Source organism: Gordonia sp. NPDC003425 (assembly GCF_053588635.1).
On record NZ_JBSFQI010000002.1, the window covers coordinates 306,246 to 323,264 of the forward strand.

Annotated in this window: 14 protein-coding genes and 4 tRNA genes; 4 read left to right on the plus strand and 14 right to left on the minus strand. The window is 69.0% G+C overall.

Annotated elements, in window-relative coordinates; genetic code table 11:
- Window positions 1-8: 8 nt before the first annotated feature.
- Window positions 9-85: transfer RNA gene (locus ACWDTD_RS03940), tRNA-Asp, on the minus strand.
- Between the two features lie 36 nt (window positions 86-121).
- Window positions 122-194, minus strand: a tRNA-Glu gene (locus ACWDTD_RS03945).
- Window positions 195-437: 243 nt separating this feature from the next.
- Between ACWDTD_RS03945 and ACWDTD_RS03950 the strand changes: the two genes are divergently transcribed.
- A tRNA-Lys gene (locus ACWDTD_RS03950) sits at window positions 438-510 on the plus strand.
- A 423-nt stretch (window positions 511-933) separates the two neighbouring features.
- Here ACWDTD_RS03950 and ACWDTD_RS03955 read toward each other — a convergent pair.
- Window positions 934-1,356 (minus strand): organic hydroperoxide resistance protein, encoded by a 423-nt coding sequence (locus ACWDTD_RS03955; RefSeq protein ID WP_449745750.1) that lies wholly within the window; start codon window positions 1,354-1,356, stop codon window positions 934-936.
- Window positions 1,353-1,880 (minus strand): MarR family winged helix-turn-helix transcriptional regulator, encoded by a 528-nt coding sequence (locus ACWDTD_RS03960; protein ID WP_449745751.1) that lies wholly within the window; start codon window positions 1,878-1,880, stop codon window positions 1,353-1,355. The genes ACWDTD_RS03955 and ACWDTD_RS03960 overlap by 4 nt, the downstream gene beginning before the upstream one ends.
- A gap of 16 nt (window positions 1,881-1,896) precedes the next feature.
- On the opposite strand from ACWDTD_RS03960, the gene ACWDTD_RS03965 reads away from it, so the two are divergent.
- Complete coding sequence (locus ACWDTD_RS03965; protein ID WP_449745752.1) at window positions 1,897-2,301, plus strand: hypothetical protein; 405 nt, start codon at window positions 1,897-1,899, stop codon at window positions 2,299-2,301.
- 71 nt (window positions 2,302-2,372) lie between these two features.
- Window positions 2,373-4,088, plus strand: coding sequence for an FAD-dependent oxidoreductase (locus tag ACWDTD_RS03970; protein ID WP_449745753.1), 1,716 nt, complete (start codon window positions 2,373-2,375; stop codon window positions 4,086-4,088).
- 189 nt (window positions 4,089-4,277) lie between these two features.
- Here ACWDTD_RS03970 and ACWDTD_RS03975 read toward each other — a convergent pair whose 3' ends face one another.
- From ACWDTD_RS03975 to ACWDTD_RS03990, 4 genes are all read right to left on the minus strand, one after another.
- Window positions 4,278-4,667 (minus strand): DUF4189 domain-containing protein, encoded by a 390-nt coding sequence (locus ACWDTD_RS03975; RefSeq protein WP_449745754.1) that lies wholly within the window; start codon window positions 4,665-4,667, stop codon window positions 4,278-4,280.
- 164 nt (window positions 4,668-4,831) lie between these two features.
- Entirely contained in the window at window positions 4,832-6,619 is a 1,788-nt protein-coding gene (gene selB, locus ACWDTD_RS03980; protein ID WP_449745755.1) for a selenocysteine-specific translation elongation factor, read from the minus strand.
- The gene (gene selA, locus ACWDTD_RS03985; protein WP_449745756.1) at window positions 6,620-7,969 is read right to left on the minus strand and encodes an L-seryl-tRNA(Sec) selenium transferase; all 1,350 of its coding nucleotides are present in this window, start codon (window positions 7,967-7,969) and stop codon (window positions 6,620-6,622) included.
- Window positions 7,970-8,034: 65 nt separating this feature from the next.
- Window positions 8,035-8,129 (minus strand) — tRNA-Sec (locus ACWDTD_RS03990).
- A 93-nt stretch (window positions 8,130-8,222) separates the two neighbouring features.
- Here ACWDTD_RS03990 and selD point away from each other — a divergent pair.
- Complete coding sequence (gene selD, locus ACWDTD_RS03995; protein WP_449745757.1) at window positions 8,223-9,239, plus strand: selenide, water dikinase SelD; 1,017 nt, start codon at window positions 8,223-8,225, stop codon at window positions 9,237-9,239.
- Window positions 9,240-9,252: 13 nt separating this feature from the next.
- Here selD and nrfD read toward each other — a convergent pair whose 3' ends face one another.
- The 6 genes from nrfD to ACWDTD_RS04025 all read right to left on the minus strand — a co-directional run bounded on the left by nrfD (window position 9,253) and on the right by ACWDTD_RS04025 (window position 16,983).
- Window positions 9,253-10,353, minus strand: a complete 1,101-nt coding sequence (nrfD, locus tag ACWDTD_RS04000) for an NrfD/PsrC family molybdoenzyme membrane anchor subunit (RefSeq protein ID WP_449745758.1) — start codon at window positions 10,351-10,353, stop codon at window positions 9,253-9,255.
- Between the two features lie 7 nt (window positions 10,354-10,360).
- Entirely contained in the window at window positions 10,361-11,476 is a 1,116-nt protein-coding gene (locus ACWDTD_RS04005) for a 4Fe-4S dicluster domain-containing protein (RefSeq protein ID WP_449745759.1), read from the minus strand.
- Window positions 11,473-14,760 (minus strand): formate dehydrogenase, encoded by a 3,288-nt coding sequence (gene fdh, locus ACWDTD_RS04010; protein ID WP_449745760.1) that lies wholly within the window; start codon window positions 14,758-14,760, stop codon window positions 11,473-11,475. Before fdh ends, ACWDTD_RS04005 begins: the two co-directional genes overlap by 4 nt.
- Before the next feature lie 97 nt (window positions 14,761-14,857).
- The gene (locus tag ACWDTD_RS04015; protein WP_449745761.1) at window positions 14,858-15,178 is read right to left on the minus strand and encodes a putative quinol monooxygenase; all 321 of its coding nucleotides are present in this window, start codon (window positions 15,176-15,178) and stop codon (window positions 14,858-14,860) included.
- 111 nt (window positions 15,179-15,289) lie between these two features.
- Window positions 15,290-16,093: a sulfite exporter TauE/SafE family protein gene (locus ACWDTD_RS04020; protein WP_449745762.1), complete on the minus strand. Its 804-nt coding sequence runs from the start codon at window positions 16,091-16,093 to the stop codon at window positions 15,290-15,292.
- A 68-nt stretch (window positions 16,094-16,161) separates the two neighbouring features.
- Window positions 16,162-16,983 carry an alpha/beta fold hydrolase gene (locus ACWDTD_RS04025; protein WP_449745933.1) on the minus strand — a complete coding sequence of 274 codons (822 nt, stop codon included), beginning with the start codon at window positions 16,981-16,983 and terminating at the stop codon, window positions 16,162-16,164.
- Window positions 16,984-17,019 lie beyond the last annotated feature (36 nt).

Below are 17,019 nucleotides of genomic sequence, written 5' to 3' on the forward strand. Positions count from 1 at the left end.
GAGACCATTGGCGACCCTGACGGGACTCGAACCCGCGACCTCCGCCGTGACAGGGCGGCGCGCTAACCAACTGCGCCACAGGGCCTTGTTCTGTTATCTGCCCCCGTGTAGGTGGCAGGCGTACCCCCTACGGGATTCGAACCCGCGCTACCGCCTTGAAAGGGCGGCGTCCTAGGCCGCTAGACGAAGGGGGCCGGTTCTCCGTTGGGAGCCGACTCAGCTTAGGACACGCCTCGCGCAAAGCACAAATCGCTTGGTCGCGCACGCAGACGTCCAGGTCAGCATGTGGTCGCAAACGCGGCGCGAGTTGGCAAACGCGGCGGCTGTACCACCCGCGTTCACCGAATCGCGCCGCGTTCTGAGGGACGGAGCCGACCGTACGGTCGCTCCTCGAACCGAACCTGTAAACTCATCGTTCGTCCCGTCGCGCGGGACACGCCCCTATAGCTCAGTTGGTAGAGCTACGGACTTTTAATCCGCAGGTCCCAGGTTCGAGCCCTGGTGGGGGCACCGTTGACAAGCCAGACGGCAGGATGCGCCTCCCGTCCACGACCACGGACGGTCCGTGCACTCCCCGCGCGACATCGCTGCCGAGCTGTTACCTTCCAACATAAGACGCCCCTCTTGATTGGAAGGCTCTCCATGTTGAGTCTCGGTTCAATGACGGTAGACCTGTCCGGCACCTGGATCGCGCTGATCCTTCAGCTCCTGCACGTCACCCTCTGACGTCGTAGACGCCACCGCCGATCCCGGCGGGTGATATCGCTTCGCCGTCCTTGACTTGTGCGGAGTGCGATTCGAGACCGACACCACCACAGTTCCGCTTGTGACCGGTTACGGCGCTTTCGGTCTCGATCGACCCGTCACGCTGACGACGCGAATGCCGCCGACCCGCTCGGACACAAACGGGTCTGCGGCACTCGATCAATAAAATCAGTCCTCGACCAGCGACAGCTTCACATCAACGTTGCCGCGGGTGGCGTTGGAGTACGGGCACACCTGGTGGGCCTTCTCGGTGAGCGCCCAGGCCTCCTCGGCAGACAGCGCCGGCAGGGAGATCTCGAGCTCCACGCCGATCACGAAGCCGCCGGAATCATTGGCGCCCAGGGATACTCGCGATCCCACCGCGGAGTCGCTGACATCGGCCTTTTCCGCGCGGGCCACCGTACGGAGGGCGCTGTGGAAGCACGCGGCATATCCGACGGCGAAGAGCTGCTCGGGATTGGTGCCACCACCCGCGCCGCCGAGCTCCTTGGGGATGGCCAGATCGAGGTCGAGCTGACCGTCGCTGGTGCGGCCGTGGCCGTTGCGTCCGTCGCCGGTGGCCAGGGCTTCTGCGGTGTAGAGAGCGTTCATGACGGCATCCTTTCGGTTGCACGGGCATCGTCGGCCCGCAGTTGGTTGGTGAGGTGATGCAGAGCGGTGCGGAGGTCGACCACATCGTCGAAACCGAACCGTGGGTCGTCGCGGGCGGAATCCCCCCCGACGGCCGGATCTTCGGAGGTGCCTGACGGCTGATCACCGAAGAGTGCGTCGGCGAAGGCGGCGAGAACACAGTCGGCCTTGGCGCCGAGTTCGTCACCCGATGCGGTGAGTGACACGATGGTCGACCGCTCGTCGTCGGGCGATCGACGACGGGCCACGTGCCCCATCGTCTCCAGACGTCGGACCAACGGCGACACCGTGCCCGAGTCGAGCTGAAGACGTTCGCACAGGCGCCCGATCGGCACCTCGCGTTCGTCCCAGAGCACCAGCATCACCAGGTATTGCGGGTAGGTCAGGCCCAATTCGCGCAGACCCGGACGCTCGGCGGCGATAACCGCGCGGGAGGCCGTGTACAGCGCAAAACAGAGGTGATCGTCGAGCTTGATTCTTCCCACGGACACGACGCTAGCGATGATTTATCTGGTGCACAACCTAGTTGTGCCACACGTAACACGCGGCCCAGAGGGCACGCTCGGCCCGGATCTGGGCACGCTCGACCCGGATCTGGGCACGCTCGACGAGAATCTGGGCACGCTCGACGAGAATCTGGGCGCGCCCGGTGTGCGCGGATCGTGTAATTCGTTTTACGATCCTTGGGTAATGGTGGACATTCCGCATGACCCGGTCGCCCGGGCGCAGGCCGCGAAACTGGTGAGCGAACTCGAACGCGCGGCCGATCTCATCGTGGAGGAACTCGAGGCGCCGACCGTACGCGATTCCTCTCTCGCGCGCCGTCGTGCAGAGCTCTATGAGGCCCGTGCCCATATTCGCCGGTTGCAGGAACGCTTCGACCTCGGGACGCGTACCCCCAGCTGATTCCGATACCTGCTCGACCTGTGACGAAACCCGGTTTGCGATATACCCCCTGGGGTATATAGGCTGCAGGCATGAGAATCATCGTGGTCGGCGGAGTCGCCGGCGGAATGAGTGCGGCCGCGCGGGCTCGACGGCTCGACGAGAACGCCGAGATCATCGTCTTCGAACGCGGCGAGCATCCCTCGTTCGCCAATTGCGGATTGCCGTATTTTGTTGGCGGCGAGATCGAAGAACGCTCCGAGTTGCTGGTTCAGACGCCCGAATCGCTCAGAGCTGCACTTGATCTCGATGTCCGAGTCCGCCATGAGGTCACCCGTGTCGACCCGGCGGCGCGCACCGTCGAGGTGGTGTCACCCGACGGCGTGACCACCTTCGACTACGACGCGCTCGTCCTCTCCCCCGGCGCCCGCGCCTTCCGCCCGCCCATCGACGGCCTCGACTCGCCGCGAGTGAGCACGCTGCGGACGGTCGGCGACGCGGTGGCCATGCGCGACACCGTCCTCGACGGTGCGGAACGCGCGGTGGTCCTCGGCGCCGGATTCATCGGCGTGGAGGCCGCCGAGGCCCTGCGGCTGCGCGGACTGCACGTCGATCTCGTCGAACTCGCCGACCACGTGCTCCCACCGCTGGAGAACGAGATGGCCTCCCTGGTGCGCGACGAACTCGTCCGGATCGGGATCGCCGTGCACGACGGCATCGGGGCCACCGCGATCGAGCACGCTGCCGATACCGACACGGTGGTGCTCGGTGACGGAACCCGCCTGAAGGCCGACCTCATCGTCCTGTCGGTGGGTGTTGTCCCCGACACCGCGCCCTTCGAGGCCGCGGGAATCGCCTGTGAGCGCGGCGCCATCATCGTCGACGAGCACGGCCGCACCAACGTCGACGGTGTCTGGGCGGTCGGCGACGCAACGGTGAGCACTGACGCCGTGACCGGTCTGCGCCGCCCGGTGGCCCTGGCGGGGCCGGCCAACCGCGCCGGACGTCTGGTGGCCGACGCGATTCTGCGACCACAGACAGCGCGCCCGATTCCGCATCCGCTGGGGACGGCCATCGTCCGTGTCGGTTCCCTCACCGCCGCGCTCACCGGTGCCAACCGGCGCGCACTCGACGCGTCGGGCGTCGACTACGAGACCATTCATCTACACCCGGGCAGTCACGCGGGCTACTTCCCCGGGGCCGAGCAGATCCACCTGATGCTCCACGTCCGGCTCGACGGACTGCTCCTGGGTGCCCAAGCCGTGGGTGCCGACGGTGTGGACAAACGGATCGACGTACTCGCGACCGCGCTGCGCACCCACTTGCATGCCGCAGATCTCATCGACCTCGACCTCGCCTACGCACCGCCGTACGGCTCCGCGAAGGACCCGGTGAACCTGGCGGGCATGATCGGCGAGAACGTCGTCGACGGCGTGGTGGGCCTCTGGCAGGCCGCCGATCTCGCCGACGTCATGGCGAACTCCCTGGTACTCGACGTCCGTTCCGAGGCCGAGTTCGCCGACGGGCATCTGCCCGGCGCGCTGCACATTCCGCACACCGAGGTCCGGGCCCGGATGCCGGAGATCCGGGCGGCGGCCGACGGCCGGCCCGTGCGCGTGCACTGCCAATCGGGCATGCGGTCCTACCTCGCCACGCGGGTGCTCTGCGCCGAGGGGATCGATGCCACACATCTGTCCGGCGGGATGCTGACCCTGCTGGCCTGGCTCGGGCCACGGGCCGAAGAACTGATCGAGAAAGGTGACAGCACATGTGTCAACAAGCCACATGCCATCAATGCGGCAAGGTGACCTGGAAGGGCTGCGGCCGCCACGTGGACGAGGTCATGCGCGGTGTTCCCGCGTCGCGCCGATGCCCCGGCCACCCCAAGGAGCCCGGTCGGCTGAGCAAGATGTTCGGCGGACGCTGACCGCGATCCCATCCGAAACCCGTCGGCCGCACCCGGTACCCGCCGACTCTCGTCGGCGGGTACCGCCCCCTCAGCGGTCGGTGCACGCCCAGACGATGTCGTTGGCCCCGAAGCCCGCCTCATTGCGGGCGGCCTGCTGCGCTGCGGCCCTGGTGGGCCCGTAGGCGTAACCCCAGTTCAGGGTCACCGGATGCTGTGCCACCGCACCGCACGACCGGTCCATCGTGACGACCCAGCGGCAGTCGGCGGCACCACACTTGCGTTCGGCGGCCACCCGCGCGGCCTCGGGGCTGTAGTAGTTGATCGCGTAGGCGGTGTTTCCGGTGTCGGTGGAGATCGCGATCGCGCCGAAGTGGTTGGGCGCCACGGCCTGCGCGGGCGCGGACACCCCGGCCAATCCTGCGCCCGCGGCCACGGTCATCAGTCCGGCGACGATCGTGCGCTTCAGTGTGGTGCTCATTGTCTTCGTTCCTCCGTGTTCGGGCGTGACGCCTGTTCGGGTTGGTGCCTTTCCGGCTTGCTGCGATGTGGAGAAGTCAACCGCACGCATCCCGGTCGGCCAATGGGGAGAACTCCCCACGGCAAACCAGGGGGCTGACCGGCCACAACGGCCACGATCGGTGCTCAGCGCACCACTTCGCGGTGTCCGGCGTCGAGGCGGCGGGTCCAGCCGCGCGAGTCGAGGTGTTCGAGCAAGGGGATGACCACACGCCGGGTGGTGCCCAGCGCCTGACGTGCGGCGCTGGTGGTGAACGGCTGGTCCAGGCCCGCGAGGGTTCGCATCGCCACCGCAGGTGCGGTGGGTGCCAGCACCACGTCCCCGAGGCGCAGCAGGCGGCCCAGGTGGTCCGCGGCGGCGAGTTCCTTGGCACCGAGCCCGAGCGCGGCGAGGTCGTCGGCCTCGGGAGCCGCGAATGGCCTTGTCGCGAAACGCTGTTCGAGGGCGCTGACCGCGTCCTCGGCATCTCCGAGATCCCGGGTGCGACCGGGCATCGAGAGCATTCCGTCGACGTCCTCGACCCCTGCCTCTTCGATCACCGGCGCGAGCAGGGCATCGGCGGGCAGATCGAGCCGATCGGCCACCTCCGCCCTCGGCAGTCCGGCGGCCAGCCGATCGCGCCGATGCGACTCCTCCACGGCGTCGCGCAATCGGACGGCCCATTGCCGCAGCGCGGTCGCGTCGACCCACAGGTCACCGACCACCCGGATGCCGGGAGGTGGCGTCGAGGCGTCGTCGATCACCCCCAGCCGGCGCAGGTGGGCGGCGGAGACGGCGCCGCGACGGGCCACCTCCGCCGCGGGATCTCGGTGCGTAGCCATGTCCGCCAGGACATTTCGGCGTCGGACGGCGTCCCCGCGACGTCGCAGCGGTGGCGGCTCGACGTCGAGCACCAACCCACCGCCGATCAGCCCGCTGCCGGGATCGCGCACCACGAGACGGTCGCCGACGACCATCGGTAGCGGTGCGTCGAGGAGTACCCGCGCATGGTCGACGCCGAACGGCCGCACCCGGGCCTGCCGCACCGCGGTGCCCACATGAACCGAAATCCGTTGCGGCACTTCGGTGAACGCCGGACCGGCGGTTCGGCGCAGGTCGACGACGTCGCCCGTGTGCCACATGCCGGGAGTCAGCAGGGCATCCCCGCGGACGACCTCGGCCGCCGTGACGCCCCGCAGGTTGACCGCCACCCGGGTGACCGGTCCGACGCTGTCACGGCCGCTGTTCTCGCTCTGCAGACCACGCACCCGAACCGGGCGGATGCCGTGTGCGGTGTGCAGGTCAAGGACGTCGTCGCGACTCACGGTGCCCGCCGACAACGTTCCGGTGACCACGGTTCCGGCCCCGGTGACCGAGAACGACCGGTCGATCCACAGCCGCACGGGGGCTGCGGGTTCGGCTGCGGAGCACGCGCCGAGAACACGGTCGAGGGTGGCGCGGAGGTCGTCGACACCGCGGCCGCTGACCGCCGAGGTCACCACGACGGAGGCGTCGGCGAGTCCGGTGCCGCCGAGTTCGTCGCGCGCTTGCGCGACGACCCGGGCGATGCGTCCGGCGTCGGCCCGATCGGCCCGGCTGATCACCAGTACGCCACTCGAGATTCCCAGTGCGGCAACGGCATCCCGGTGATCCGACGACTGCCGGCGCCATCCCTCGTCGGCGGCCACGACGAACATCACCACCGGTGCCGGACCCAGCCCGGCGAGCATGTTGCCGAGGAAACGTTCGTGGCCGGGAACGTCCACGAAGGCCACGTCGGCACCGGAAGGCAGTGTGGTCCAGGCGAATCCGAGGTCGATGGTCAGCCCGCGTCGACGTTCCTCGGCCCACCGGTCGGGTTCGATCCCGGTGAGGGTTCGCACCAGCGCGCTCTTGCCGTGGTCGACGTGCCCGGCGGTGGCGACGACGTACACCTAGGAGACCTCGCCGCCGGCGGCCAGCGCCGCGCGCATCGCCGCGGCGAGGCGGTGGTCGTCGGCTTCGGGAACGCAGCGCGGGTCGATCAGGCAGGCGCCGTCGTGCACCCGCGGCAGCACCGCGGGATCCCCGGTCCGCAGCAGCTGCGCCACGTGTTCGGGCAGTGCCACCGCCCACCCGGGCAGCGGTACGCCGGGTGCGCCGCCACCGCCCACCCGGCCGTCGTGCGCCACCACTGTGACCCCGACCGCAGGGGCCCCGACCGCAATGGCCCCGACGGATTCGGCGAGTCGCTCGGCCCTCGCCCGTAACGTCGCCGGGTCTGCGTGCAGATAGGCGGTCACCGGCGGCACGGGCCCGGAGAGGGTGGCCTCCATCGCCGCCAACGCCAGCTTGTCCGCTCGCACGGCGCGCGCCAGCGGGTGTCGGGCGAGCCGCCCGACGAGGTCTGCGTCGCCGAGGAGGATGCCCGCCTGTGGTCCGCCGAGCAGTTTGTCGCCGCTGGCGATCACCAGGTCGGCGCCCGCGGCGAGCGCGGATGCGGCGTCGGGCTCGTCGGGTAGCAGCGGGTCGGCGGCCAGCAGACCGCTGCCCAGGTCGGCAACGAGCGGCACGCCGTGTTCGCTGGTCACCCCGGCGATCTCGGCGATGGTGGCCTCCGCGGTGAAGCCGCTGATCCGGTAGTTGCTGGGATGCACCTTGAGTACGCAGCCGACGTCGCCGCTCGCGATCGCGTCGGCGTAGTCACGCAGGTGGGTGCGATTGGTGGTGCCCACCTCGCGCAGTCGCGCACCGGTGGACGCGATGAGGTCGGTGAGCCGGAACCCGGCGCCGATCTCGATCATCTCCCCACGGCTGATCACCACGTCGCGGCCGGCGGCCAGCGCCGTGGTGGCCAGCACGAGGGCGGCGGCCCCGTTGTTCACCATGAGGGCGTCCCCGGCGCCGCGACATGCGCGCAGCAGGGCCTCCCGGGTGGTGGCACCGCGGCGCGACCGGGCACCGCTGCGCAGGTCGAGTTCGACGTCGACGTACCCGGCGGCGGCCTGCACCGCGGCGGTGGCGGCATCCGACAACGGCGCACGACCGAGGTTGGTGTGGATCACCACCCCGGTGGCGTTGAGGACCCGACGGCCGCTGGCGGCGGTGCGGGTGGCGAGTTCGTCCACCACGGTGGCCTCGACGCGTTCGGGGGCCAGTTCGCCGCGTCGGGCACGGTCCTGTACGTCGACGATGACGGACCGGACGGTCTGCGACCCGAGCCGGTGCGTGGCGTCGCGGATGTCGGCGACCGCGAGCAGCCGGTCGGTACGCGGGATGTGGCGTCGCGGATCGGTGCGCGTCACCTCCACCTCCTCGGCTCGACGGACAGTCTCCGTGACCTGCGCCGCGGCACTGTGGGGCGGCGCTATGGCGGAGGCGGACGGGAATCGAACCCGCCAGACCGAGATACTCGATCTCCTCGGTTTTGAAGACCGGGGGGACCACCAGGACCCAGACGCCTCCCTGCTCGGTCCAACCTAGCCGAGCGCGATCCAACCTGGTCGAGCGCGGTCCACCCTGCCCGAGACGCCACTGTGCATGGTGGCGCTCGGGGCGATGGTTAGGCTCGGGCGGGTGAGCACTGTCGACAGCACCGAGACCCTTCGACTCACCGCCTTTGCGCACGGTGGTGGCTGTGCGTGCAAGATCCCGCCCGGCGAACTCGAACAGGCGGTGGCAGGATTGACCGGCCAGACCGGGGAGCACATCCTCGTGGGACTCGACGACGGCGACGACGCTGCCGCCGTGCGCGTCCGCGACGATCTCGCGGTGCTCTCGACCGCCGACTTCTTCACCCCCGTCGTCGACGACGCCTACGACTGGGGCCGCATCGCCGCTGCCAACGCCCTGTCCGACATCTACGCGATGGGCGGTACACCGGTGGTGGCGATCAACCTGGTCGGGTGGCCGCGCGACGTGCTGCCGATGGAACTGATGACCGAGGTACTGCGCGGTGGGCTCGCGGTGGCGACGAAGGCGGGCTGCCCGGTGATCGGCGGGCACAGCATCGACGACCCGGAACCCAAGTACGGGATGGCGGTGACCGGCGTCGCCGACCCGCAGCGACTCATCCGGAATGATGCGGCCGCACCGGGTTTGCCGATCACCTTGACCAAGCCGATCGGCGTGGGACTGCTCAACAACCGGCACAAACGGACCGGGGAGGTGTTTGCCGCCGCCATCGAACTGATGACCACGCTCAATCGTGACGCCGCCGCGGCGGCGTTGTCGGCCGGGGTGGTGGCGGGCACCGACGTGACCGGGTTCGGCCTGCTCGGTCACCTGCACAAGCTGGCGCGCGCCTCCGGAGTCGGTGCGGTGATCGACCATCGCGCCGCGCCGGTGGTCGACGGTGCGCGCGAGGCGCTGCGTGACGGATTCGTCTCCGGTGGCACGCGGCGCAATCTCGACTGGGTGCGCGATCACCTCACCCCCGGCCCGGGCATCACCGAGGAGGATCTCCTGTTGCTCGCCGACGCCCAGACCTCGGGCGGACTGCTGCTGGTGGGCGAGGTGCCGGGCTACCCGGTGATCGGTGAAACCGTGTCGGGCAGCGGAATACGGGTGCGCTGAGCAGTGTCGCGGTTCACTCGGCGGTGGTGATGGAGTCGTCGACGATCCCCGCCGCGCGTCGCTGTGCGAGACGCCGTTTCTGCGGTTCGATCGTGTAACGCGGGTCCTTTGCCGATTCGATTCCGGCATGGAACACACCGAATCTCGTGCATGCCGACGCCGCGAGCAGTGCGAGCCCGGCGGCCGCGGAGGCCAGTCGGGACCGTCGCCCCAGCACCGCACCCACTCCCCCGGCGACCGCGAGCACTTCGCTCATGCGCATCAGCGTGCCGGGCGTGCCGTGATGCAGCGGTTCGGCGGCCACCGGATCCATCCGGCGTTCCATCAGGCGGGTGGCGCTGATGTCGCCGACGACACCGAGCACGGCCAATGTCCGTGCGGGAGCTGTCTGCTCCACCGGGGTGGTGACCAGTGCGAGTCCACTCGCGGCCAGGCTCGCCGAACTGACGAAGACGAATGGCAGATCGCGGTGCATCGCATTCCAGGTGGGTGTGGCGGTGTCGCTGAGCAGTACCGCGGTGTACACGGCCAGCAGCGATCCGAATGCACCGGCAGCCAGTCCCGCGGCCGGCTCCACAGTACGTAGCACCGGGCGTAACGGGCCGAGTGGAAGTCGTTCGCGCAGAAGACGATCGACATCGGCGGCGGCGGCAACACCCAGACCCCCGCCGAAGGCGGACAGAATCCACGAACCCACGCTCATCGGCGAGGTGATCTTGAAGGTGCGCAGCATGTTGTAGAAGCGGTCGGGTCGGCCGAGGTCGGCGACGAGTGCCACCGCACCCAGCCCGGTGGCGGCCAGTCCACCGATCCGGGCGTTGCGGCGCAACACATCCCGCCCGGTGAGCTGGGCACCGGCAGCGAGGATACCCGACCCGCCGGCCACGCCACCGAGGAACAGGTAGAGGGCCACCTCGTCACCCCACGGGGCCGGCTTGACCACCGGGTGCCCGTAATAGCCTTCCACTCTTTCGAATTCGACGTCGGGCACCATCGACATCTCGCGACTGCCGTCGCCACCGCCCAGAAATCCGGGCCGGCGCCGGCCGCGGCCACGTGTGCGGCGACGCCGGGGCGGTTCCGGCGGACGCAGCGAATCGTACTCGGACGTCATCGCGACCTCACCGTGCTCGTCCGGTGAGGAATGAGATCGCCGCGGCGGCAAGCATTCCGGCGGCGGCCACCCCGGCGCGCCGGTACATCGACATCAGGTCCGCGGTGCACACCCGCGGGTCCGGGGGCAAGCCGTACACCTCGGGTTCGTCGAGCAGCAGGAACACCGATCCGGTGCCGCCCACACCGTCGTTCGGGTTGGCGCCGTAGAGCCGGGCCTCGGTCATGCCCTGCGCGTGCAGCTGCGCGACACGTTCGCGCGCGGTGGCCACCATGCCGTCGTGGTCGCCGAACTTGATCGACGTGGTGGGGCATGTCTGGGCGCAGGCGGGCGTCTCGTCGTCGACGAGGCGGTCGTAGCAGAGCGTACATTTCTGTGCCACACCACGTTTGGGCACGGGCGGCTGCTCGCCCTTGCGCTCCCCCTCCCGGGTGGTGGGTTCGACGGTGCCGTCTGAACGGCGTTCGACGACGCCGAACGGGCATCCCGCGACGCAGGTGCCGCAGCCGTTGCACACGTCGTGTTGCACCACCACGGTGCCGAACTCGGTGCGGAACAACGCACCGGTGGGGCAGACGTCGAGGCAGCCCGCGTGCGTGCAGTGCTTGCACACGTCCGAGGACATCAGCCACCGGAACTCGGGGGTGTCGGGCGGCGTGGTGTCCTCCCGCCGGTCGAGTTCCCCCCGCTGGTCGAGCTCCCCCCGCTGGTCGAGTTCCCCCCGCTGGTCGAGCTCCCCCCGCTGGTCGAGCTCCCCCCGCTGGTCGAGCTTGTCGAGACCACCTTCGCCGACCCGCATCCCCGGCATCCCCGGCATCCCCAGCTCGATGAGCTCGCGTCCCGATTCCCGTGCCGCGGCGATACTTTCGCGGCCCTGTTCGATGAAGGCCACGTGCCGCCAGGTACTGGCGCCGAGGGCGACGGTGTTGTCGTAGGACATGCCGGTCAGTTCCAGATCACCGTCGCGCGGGTTGTGGTTCCACTCCTTGCACGCGACCTCGCAGGCCTTGCAGCCGATGCAGATCGAGGTGTCGGTGAAGAATCCCTTGCGGGGACGTTCGGCATCGCCCCAATGCGCGTCGCCGCTGGGGTCGGTGGGTCCCGACAGTTGGTGGCTCGTCACGTATACCCCTCGGCCTGTGGGTCGGTGATCCGGATGTTGTCGGTCTCGACGGTCACCCCGGCGCGCTGCTGATAGGAGCGCACCAGATCGAGCAGTGCCTGCCCCTGCGGTCTGCGCCCGGCGATCACGTCGCACGAGCCCACCTTGGATTCCTGGATCTGGACGTTGGGATCGAGTGTGACGCCGAGCAAATCGTTGGCGGCGTCACCACTGACCACGGCGTCGCTACCCACGCCCCAATGGTAGGGCAGACCCACCTGGTGAACGTCGCGTCCGTTGATCCGCAGCGCGGTCATCCGGTCGGTGACCAGCACGCGCGCCTCGATGGCGGCGCGCGGCGAGACGATGGTGGCCCATCCCTCGTTGACCAGCCCGCGCTGCGCGGCGAGTTCGGGCGACACCTCGCAGAACATCTCCGGTTGCAGTTCGGCCAGGTACGGCGACCAGCGGCTCATGCCGCCCGCGGTGTGGTGTTCGGTGAGCCGGTAGGTGGTGAACACGTACGGGTAGACGTCGGCACCGGGCGCACCGGCGCTGGGTGCGTCGAGATTGTCGCTGCGCGCGAAGATGATTCGGGCGGGCGCCTGCTGTTGCGGGTAGAGCGCGTTGGCGACCGGCGATTCCTGTGGCTCGTAGTGTGCGGGCAGCGGGCCGTCGACGAGTCCCTTCGGGGCATACAGCCACCCCTTACCGTCGGACATCATGATGAACGGATCGGTGCCCGACAATGCTTCTGCGCCACCGAGTTTCGGGTCCCCTGGCGCGTCGGGGGCCTTGTCGACGGGGAAGTCGGGTACGTCGTCGCCCACCCAGCGGCCCTCGTCGGCGTCCCACCAGATGTACTTCTTGCGTTCGCTCCACGGGCGTCCCTGCGGGTCGGCGGAGGCGCGGTTGTAGAGGATGCGCCGGTCGGCGGGCCACACCCAACCCCACTCGTGCTGACTGACCGAATCGCCGCCGTGCGGGACGCGGCGCGCCGCCTGATTGACCTTGCCGGCGTAGACACCGGTGTAGATCCAGCATCCGCCCGCCGTCGAGCCGTCGGCCTTCATCTGGGTGTACGAGGTGAGTGCGTCACCCGCGTCGGGCCCCGACGTGATGTATCCGTTGATCTCGGCGAGCACCGACTCCGGTTCGGGATTGCCGTGCTCGTCAAGCTGATAGTCCCAGGTCATGTCGAGCAGCGGCCGGTCGCGCTCGTCGGGGGAGTCGGCCAGCCGTGCCCGGATGCGTCGGCCGAGTTCGTAGAAGAAGTCCAGTTCGCTCTGCGCCTGCCCGGGCGGGGCGACGGCCTGGTGTCGCCACTGCACCATCCGCTGGGTCTGGGTGAACGATCCGGCCTTTTCCACGTGTGTGGCCGCGGGCATGAAGAACACCTCGGTGCCGATGTCCTCGGTGTGCAGTTCGCCCGACGAGATCTCGGGCCCCTCCTTCCACCAGGTGGCCGACTCGATCATGTTCAGATCACGCACCACCAGCCATTTCAGGTGACTCATCGCGAGCCGCTGCTGGCGGCCGTTGGCCGACCCGACGGCCGGGTTCTGGCCGAGCACGAAGTAGCCCTCGACCTCGTCGGCAAGCATCGACACCGTCGTCTGATAGGTGCCCGCGGGGCCGTCGAGCCGTGGCAGATGGTCGAAGCACCAGTCGTTCCCGGCGGTGGCGGCGTCACCGAACCACGCCTTGAGCAGGCTGATCATGTACGTGTCGGCGTACGCCCAGTACGCCTTCTCCGCCGGGGATCCGACGGCCCCGAGATAGTCGGCGAGGGTGTCGTGCTGCCCGACCGACGGCATCGGCAGGTAGCCGGGAAGCAGGTTGAACAGCGTCGGAATGTCGGTGGAGCCCTGGATGGACGCGTGGCCGCGCAGCGCCATGATGCCGCTGCCGGGACGCCCGACGTTGCCCATCAGCAACTGCAGGACGGCCGCGGTGCGGATGAATTGTGCGCCCAGGGTGTGCTGGGTCCAGCCGGTGGCGTAGCCGAAACACGTGGTGCGGTCGCGGCCGGAGTTGTCGGCGATCGACTCGGCGAGGTAGGTGAAATCGTCGACGGAGATGCCGCACATGTCGCGCACCATCTCCGGCGTGTAGCGCGAGAAGTGCCGGGTGAGGATCTGGAACACGGTGTGCGGATCCTGCAGGGTCTCGTCGCGCAGCACGTTGGCGTGCTGCAGCGGCGGACCGCCGGAACCGTGCTCGTCGCCCGCCGCGCGACCGGAGGCCGACGCACCGTGTTCGTTTCGTGGGCTGTCGATGTTTCCGTCCTGCGCGTCGGCGTAGGCCCAGGTCGACGGATCGTACTGCCCGGTCTCGGGGTCGAAGCCGGAGAACAGGCCACCGAGATCCTCGGTGTCGCGGAAGTCGTCGTTGACGATGGTCGCCGCGTTGGTGTACGCCACCACGTAGTCGTGGAAGTACCTCTGGTGGGTGAGCATGTGGTTGATCAGCCCGCCGAGCAGCACGACGTCGGAACCCGCACGGATCGAGATGTGCTTGTCGGCGTTGGCCGACGTTCGCGTGAACCGCGGGTCGACGTGAATCACCCGGGCTCCCCGGGCACGTGCCTCGACAACCCACTGGAATCCCACCGGATGCGCCTCGGCCATGTTGCCGCCGATGAGCACGATGCAATCAGCGTTGGCCATGTCCTGGAGTGATTGCGTGGCGCCGCCGCGTCCGAACGAAGCCCCCAGACTGGGGACGGTTGCGGAGTGTCATATGCGGGCCTGGTTCTCGATCTGGATCGCACCGGCCGCGGTGAAGAGCTTCTTGATCAGGTAGTTCTCTTCGTTGTCCAGGGTGGCCCCGCCGAGCGAGGCGATCCCCATCGTCCGCCGTAGCCGGCGGCCCTGGTCGTCGACCTCCTGCCACGTACGGCGGCGGGATTCGACGAACCGGTCGGCGATCATGTCGATCGCGGTGTCCAGGTCCAGGTCTGTCCACTCGGTGGCAAAGGGCGCCCGATAGCGGATCTTCTTCTGGCGCAACGGATTGTTGACGAGCTGTTCGCTCGACGCCCCCTTGGGGCAGAGCCTGCCGCGTGAGATCGGTGAATCGGGGTCACCCTCGATCGCGACGACCTTCTCGTCGGTGACGTACACCTTCTGCCCGCACCCGACCGCGCAGAACGGGCAGACGCTTTGCACCACACGGTCGGCGGTGGCGGTGCGGGGTTCGATCGCGCGGGTGCGGGCCGACTGCACGGCCGGACCACGACCGAACTTGTCGCCGGTGCGCAACTGCCGGAACACCGGCCACTCCAGGGGGCTGAAGGAGGGCACGTTGCCGAGTCTAATCACGGACCGGTGTGCGGGCAGCTACTGCCGTAGATCGGTGTCGCCTGGTGACACCGATCTACGGCACAACCGATACCGAGGATCAGACAGCGCCCTTGTCGGCGTCGCCGGCGGGCACCGCGCCGAACGTCTTGACGTCCAGCGGCGCGGCGAGCAGCGACCCGATGGCACCGCCGAGTTCGGCCAGGGCCGCACCCTTGCCATGGGTACCGAGGGCGTCGGCCGATGCCCACTTCTCGATCATCACCAGATCGGTGCCATCGCCCGTCGCCTCGTGCAGGGCGTAGAGCTCGCATCCCGGTTCGGCGTGCACCTTGGGGATCGCCGCCAGGATGGCGTCGCGGACCTCCTGCTCGTGTCCGGGTTTGGGCGAGATGGTGGCGACGACGACCACAGCGGACATGGTGGCTCCTTCCGGTGACCGGCATCGACGCCGGCCCTGGCCAACCGTACGACGTAACCACTTGCAGCCGTCACGGATTCACGCAACCGGAGGTGCCCGCATCCGAATCGGTCAGGCCAGCAACCGCCACAGGCCGATGAGTCCCACCACCACGATCACGATGCGCAGCGCGGTCGGCGACAGGCGACGGCCGTACTTCGCGCCCACCACGCCGCCGACGAGCGAGCCCACCGCGATCACCGCGGCGGCCGGCCACACGATCCGATCGAATGCCACGATCGTGTAGGTGACGGCGGCGACGACGTTCACGATCAGTGACAGCAGATTCTTTGCGGCGTTCACCCGTTGCAGATCGTCGGGGGCGATGATCCCGATCGCGGCGATGAGCAGGATTCCCTGGGCGGCGGTGAAATAGCCGCCGTACACGCCGATCAGGAACGTCGCCAGGGTCAGCGCCCCGATGCGGGCCGGCGTCAACGGAAACGCCTCGGCCAGTGACCGGTTCGGGTCCGCAGACTTGCCGCCCAGGGCTCGCCGCAGCGCCCACCGCTGGATGTAGGGCTGTGCCACCACCAGGATCAACGCGCCCACCAGCAGCACCGGAACCACCGCCTCGAATACCTTCTCGGGAAGGTTCAGCAGCAGATAGCACCCGAGGAGTGCACCGAAGAACGACGCGGGGATCTGCCAGCGCAGCCGCGGCCACTGCCCCTCGAGCTCCCTTCGGTACCCCCACGTCCCCGACACTCCGCCTGCGACGAGCCCGATGGCGTTGGAGATCGTCGCCGACACCGGCGGCACCCCGAAGGCCACCAGCGTGGGGAAGGTGATCAGGGTGCCGCTGCCGACGAGCGCGTTGATGGCTCCGGCGCCGAAACCTGCGGCGGCTACCGCTATCAGCTCCCAGGGCGACATCGTCTCAGCATGCCGCACACGCTCCCGGCATGACGAAGCGCCTTGCCGCGCGCAGGCCGGTGGAGGTGTTAGTGGTCGACGACGGACGCGGGAGTGGACGCGGCGACCGGGAGCGCCAATGCGTCGACGGCCTCGATGAACGGCGGGATGAACCTCTCCGCGCCCAGCACGCAGCAGGCGTGGCCGCCGTCCACGTCGAATCGGCGCGCGCCGGGGATGCCGTCGACCAGCAACTGCTGTCGCTCGGGTTCCACCACCCGGTCGTGCACCGACACCACCACGGAGGTCGGCACGTCGATGTCGGCCAGCCACGGTTGCGAATCGAAGCGGCCGAGCCCGGCGCCGAAGTCGCCGGCGTGCGACAGCGGAGTGGACAGGAACTGTCGCATCGCCCAGATGGAGGGATGCGATGCGGGCGCGTCGAGCGCGCGGTCCGACGGTCGCGGCAGCGCTTCGTAGATCGGCCGCAGGACCCGGCCGATGCGCTCGTCGCGGCTGCGGCGTTGCCGATCACGTTCGCTGAAGTACGGGCCGGTAGAGCACAACACCATCCCGGAGACCCGTTCGGGGTGACGTTGCCAGACGAGCTGGGCGATACCGCCGCCCATCGAGAATCCCGCGGCGGCGAAACGCTCGATGCCGAGCGCGTCGGCCAGCCCCACCACGTCGTCGGCGCAATCGAGCAGATCGAACCCGCCCACCTGGATTCCCCGGCCGTGCCACCGATGGTCGAGCGTGATGACCCGGTAGCGCGAGTTGAGTTGCGGGATCACCGGATACCAGCAGAGCAGTCCGGTGGTGAGCACCGAGTGCAGCAGGAAGACCGCGGGCGCATCGCGCGGGCCGGAATCGGTGACGAACGTGCGTCCGCGGCCGGGGATCTCCACCATGGCGCCGGTCGGCAGATCGCGGACCGGGTAGGGCTT

What these genes read in the sequence shown, in the direction of transcription:
- ACWDTD_RS03955 (WP_449745750.1), bottom strand. Translation starts at nt 1,356, where the DNA reads ATGAACGCTCTCTACACCGCAGAAGCCCTGGCCACCGGCGACGGACGC.
- ACWDTD_RS03965 (WP_449745752.1), top strand. Translation starts at nt 1,897, where the DNA reads ATGATTTATCTGGTGCACAACCTAGTTGTGCCACACGTAACACGCGGC.
- ACWDTD_RS03970 (WP_449745753.1), top strand. Translation starts at nt 2,373, where the DNA reads ATGAGAATCATCGTGGTCGGCGGAGTCGCCGGCGGAATGAGTGCGGCC.
- ACWDTD_RS03975 (WP_449745754.1), bottom strand. Translation starts at nt 4,667, where the DNA reads ATGAGCACCACACTGAAGCGCACGATCGTCGCCGGACTGATGACCGTG.
- selD (WP_449745757.1), top strand. Translation starts at nt 8,223, where the DNA reads ATGGTTAGGCTCGGGCGGGTGAGCACTGTCGACAGCACCGAGACCCTT.
- nrfD (WP_449745758.1), bottom strand. Translation starts at nt 10,353, where the DNA reads ATGACGTCCGAGTACGATTCGCTGCGTCCGCCGGAACCGCCCCGGCGT.
- ACWDTD_RS04015 (WP_449745761.1), bottom strand. Translation starts at nt 15,178, where the DNA reads ATGTCCGCTGTGGTCGTCGTCGCCACCATCTCGCCCAAACCCGGACAC.
- ACWDTD_RS04020 (WP_449745762.1), bottom strand. Translation starts at nt 16,093, where the DNA reads ATGTCGCCCTGGGAGCTGATAGCGGTAGCCGCCGCAGGTTTCGGCGCC.
- ACWDTD_RS04025 (WP_449745933.1), bottom strand. Translation starts at nt 16,983, where the DNA reads ATGGTGGAGATCCCCGGCCGCGGACGCACGTTCGTCACCGATTCCGGC.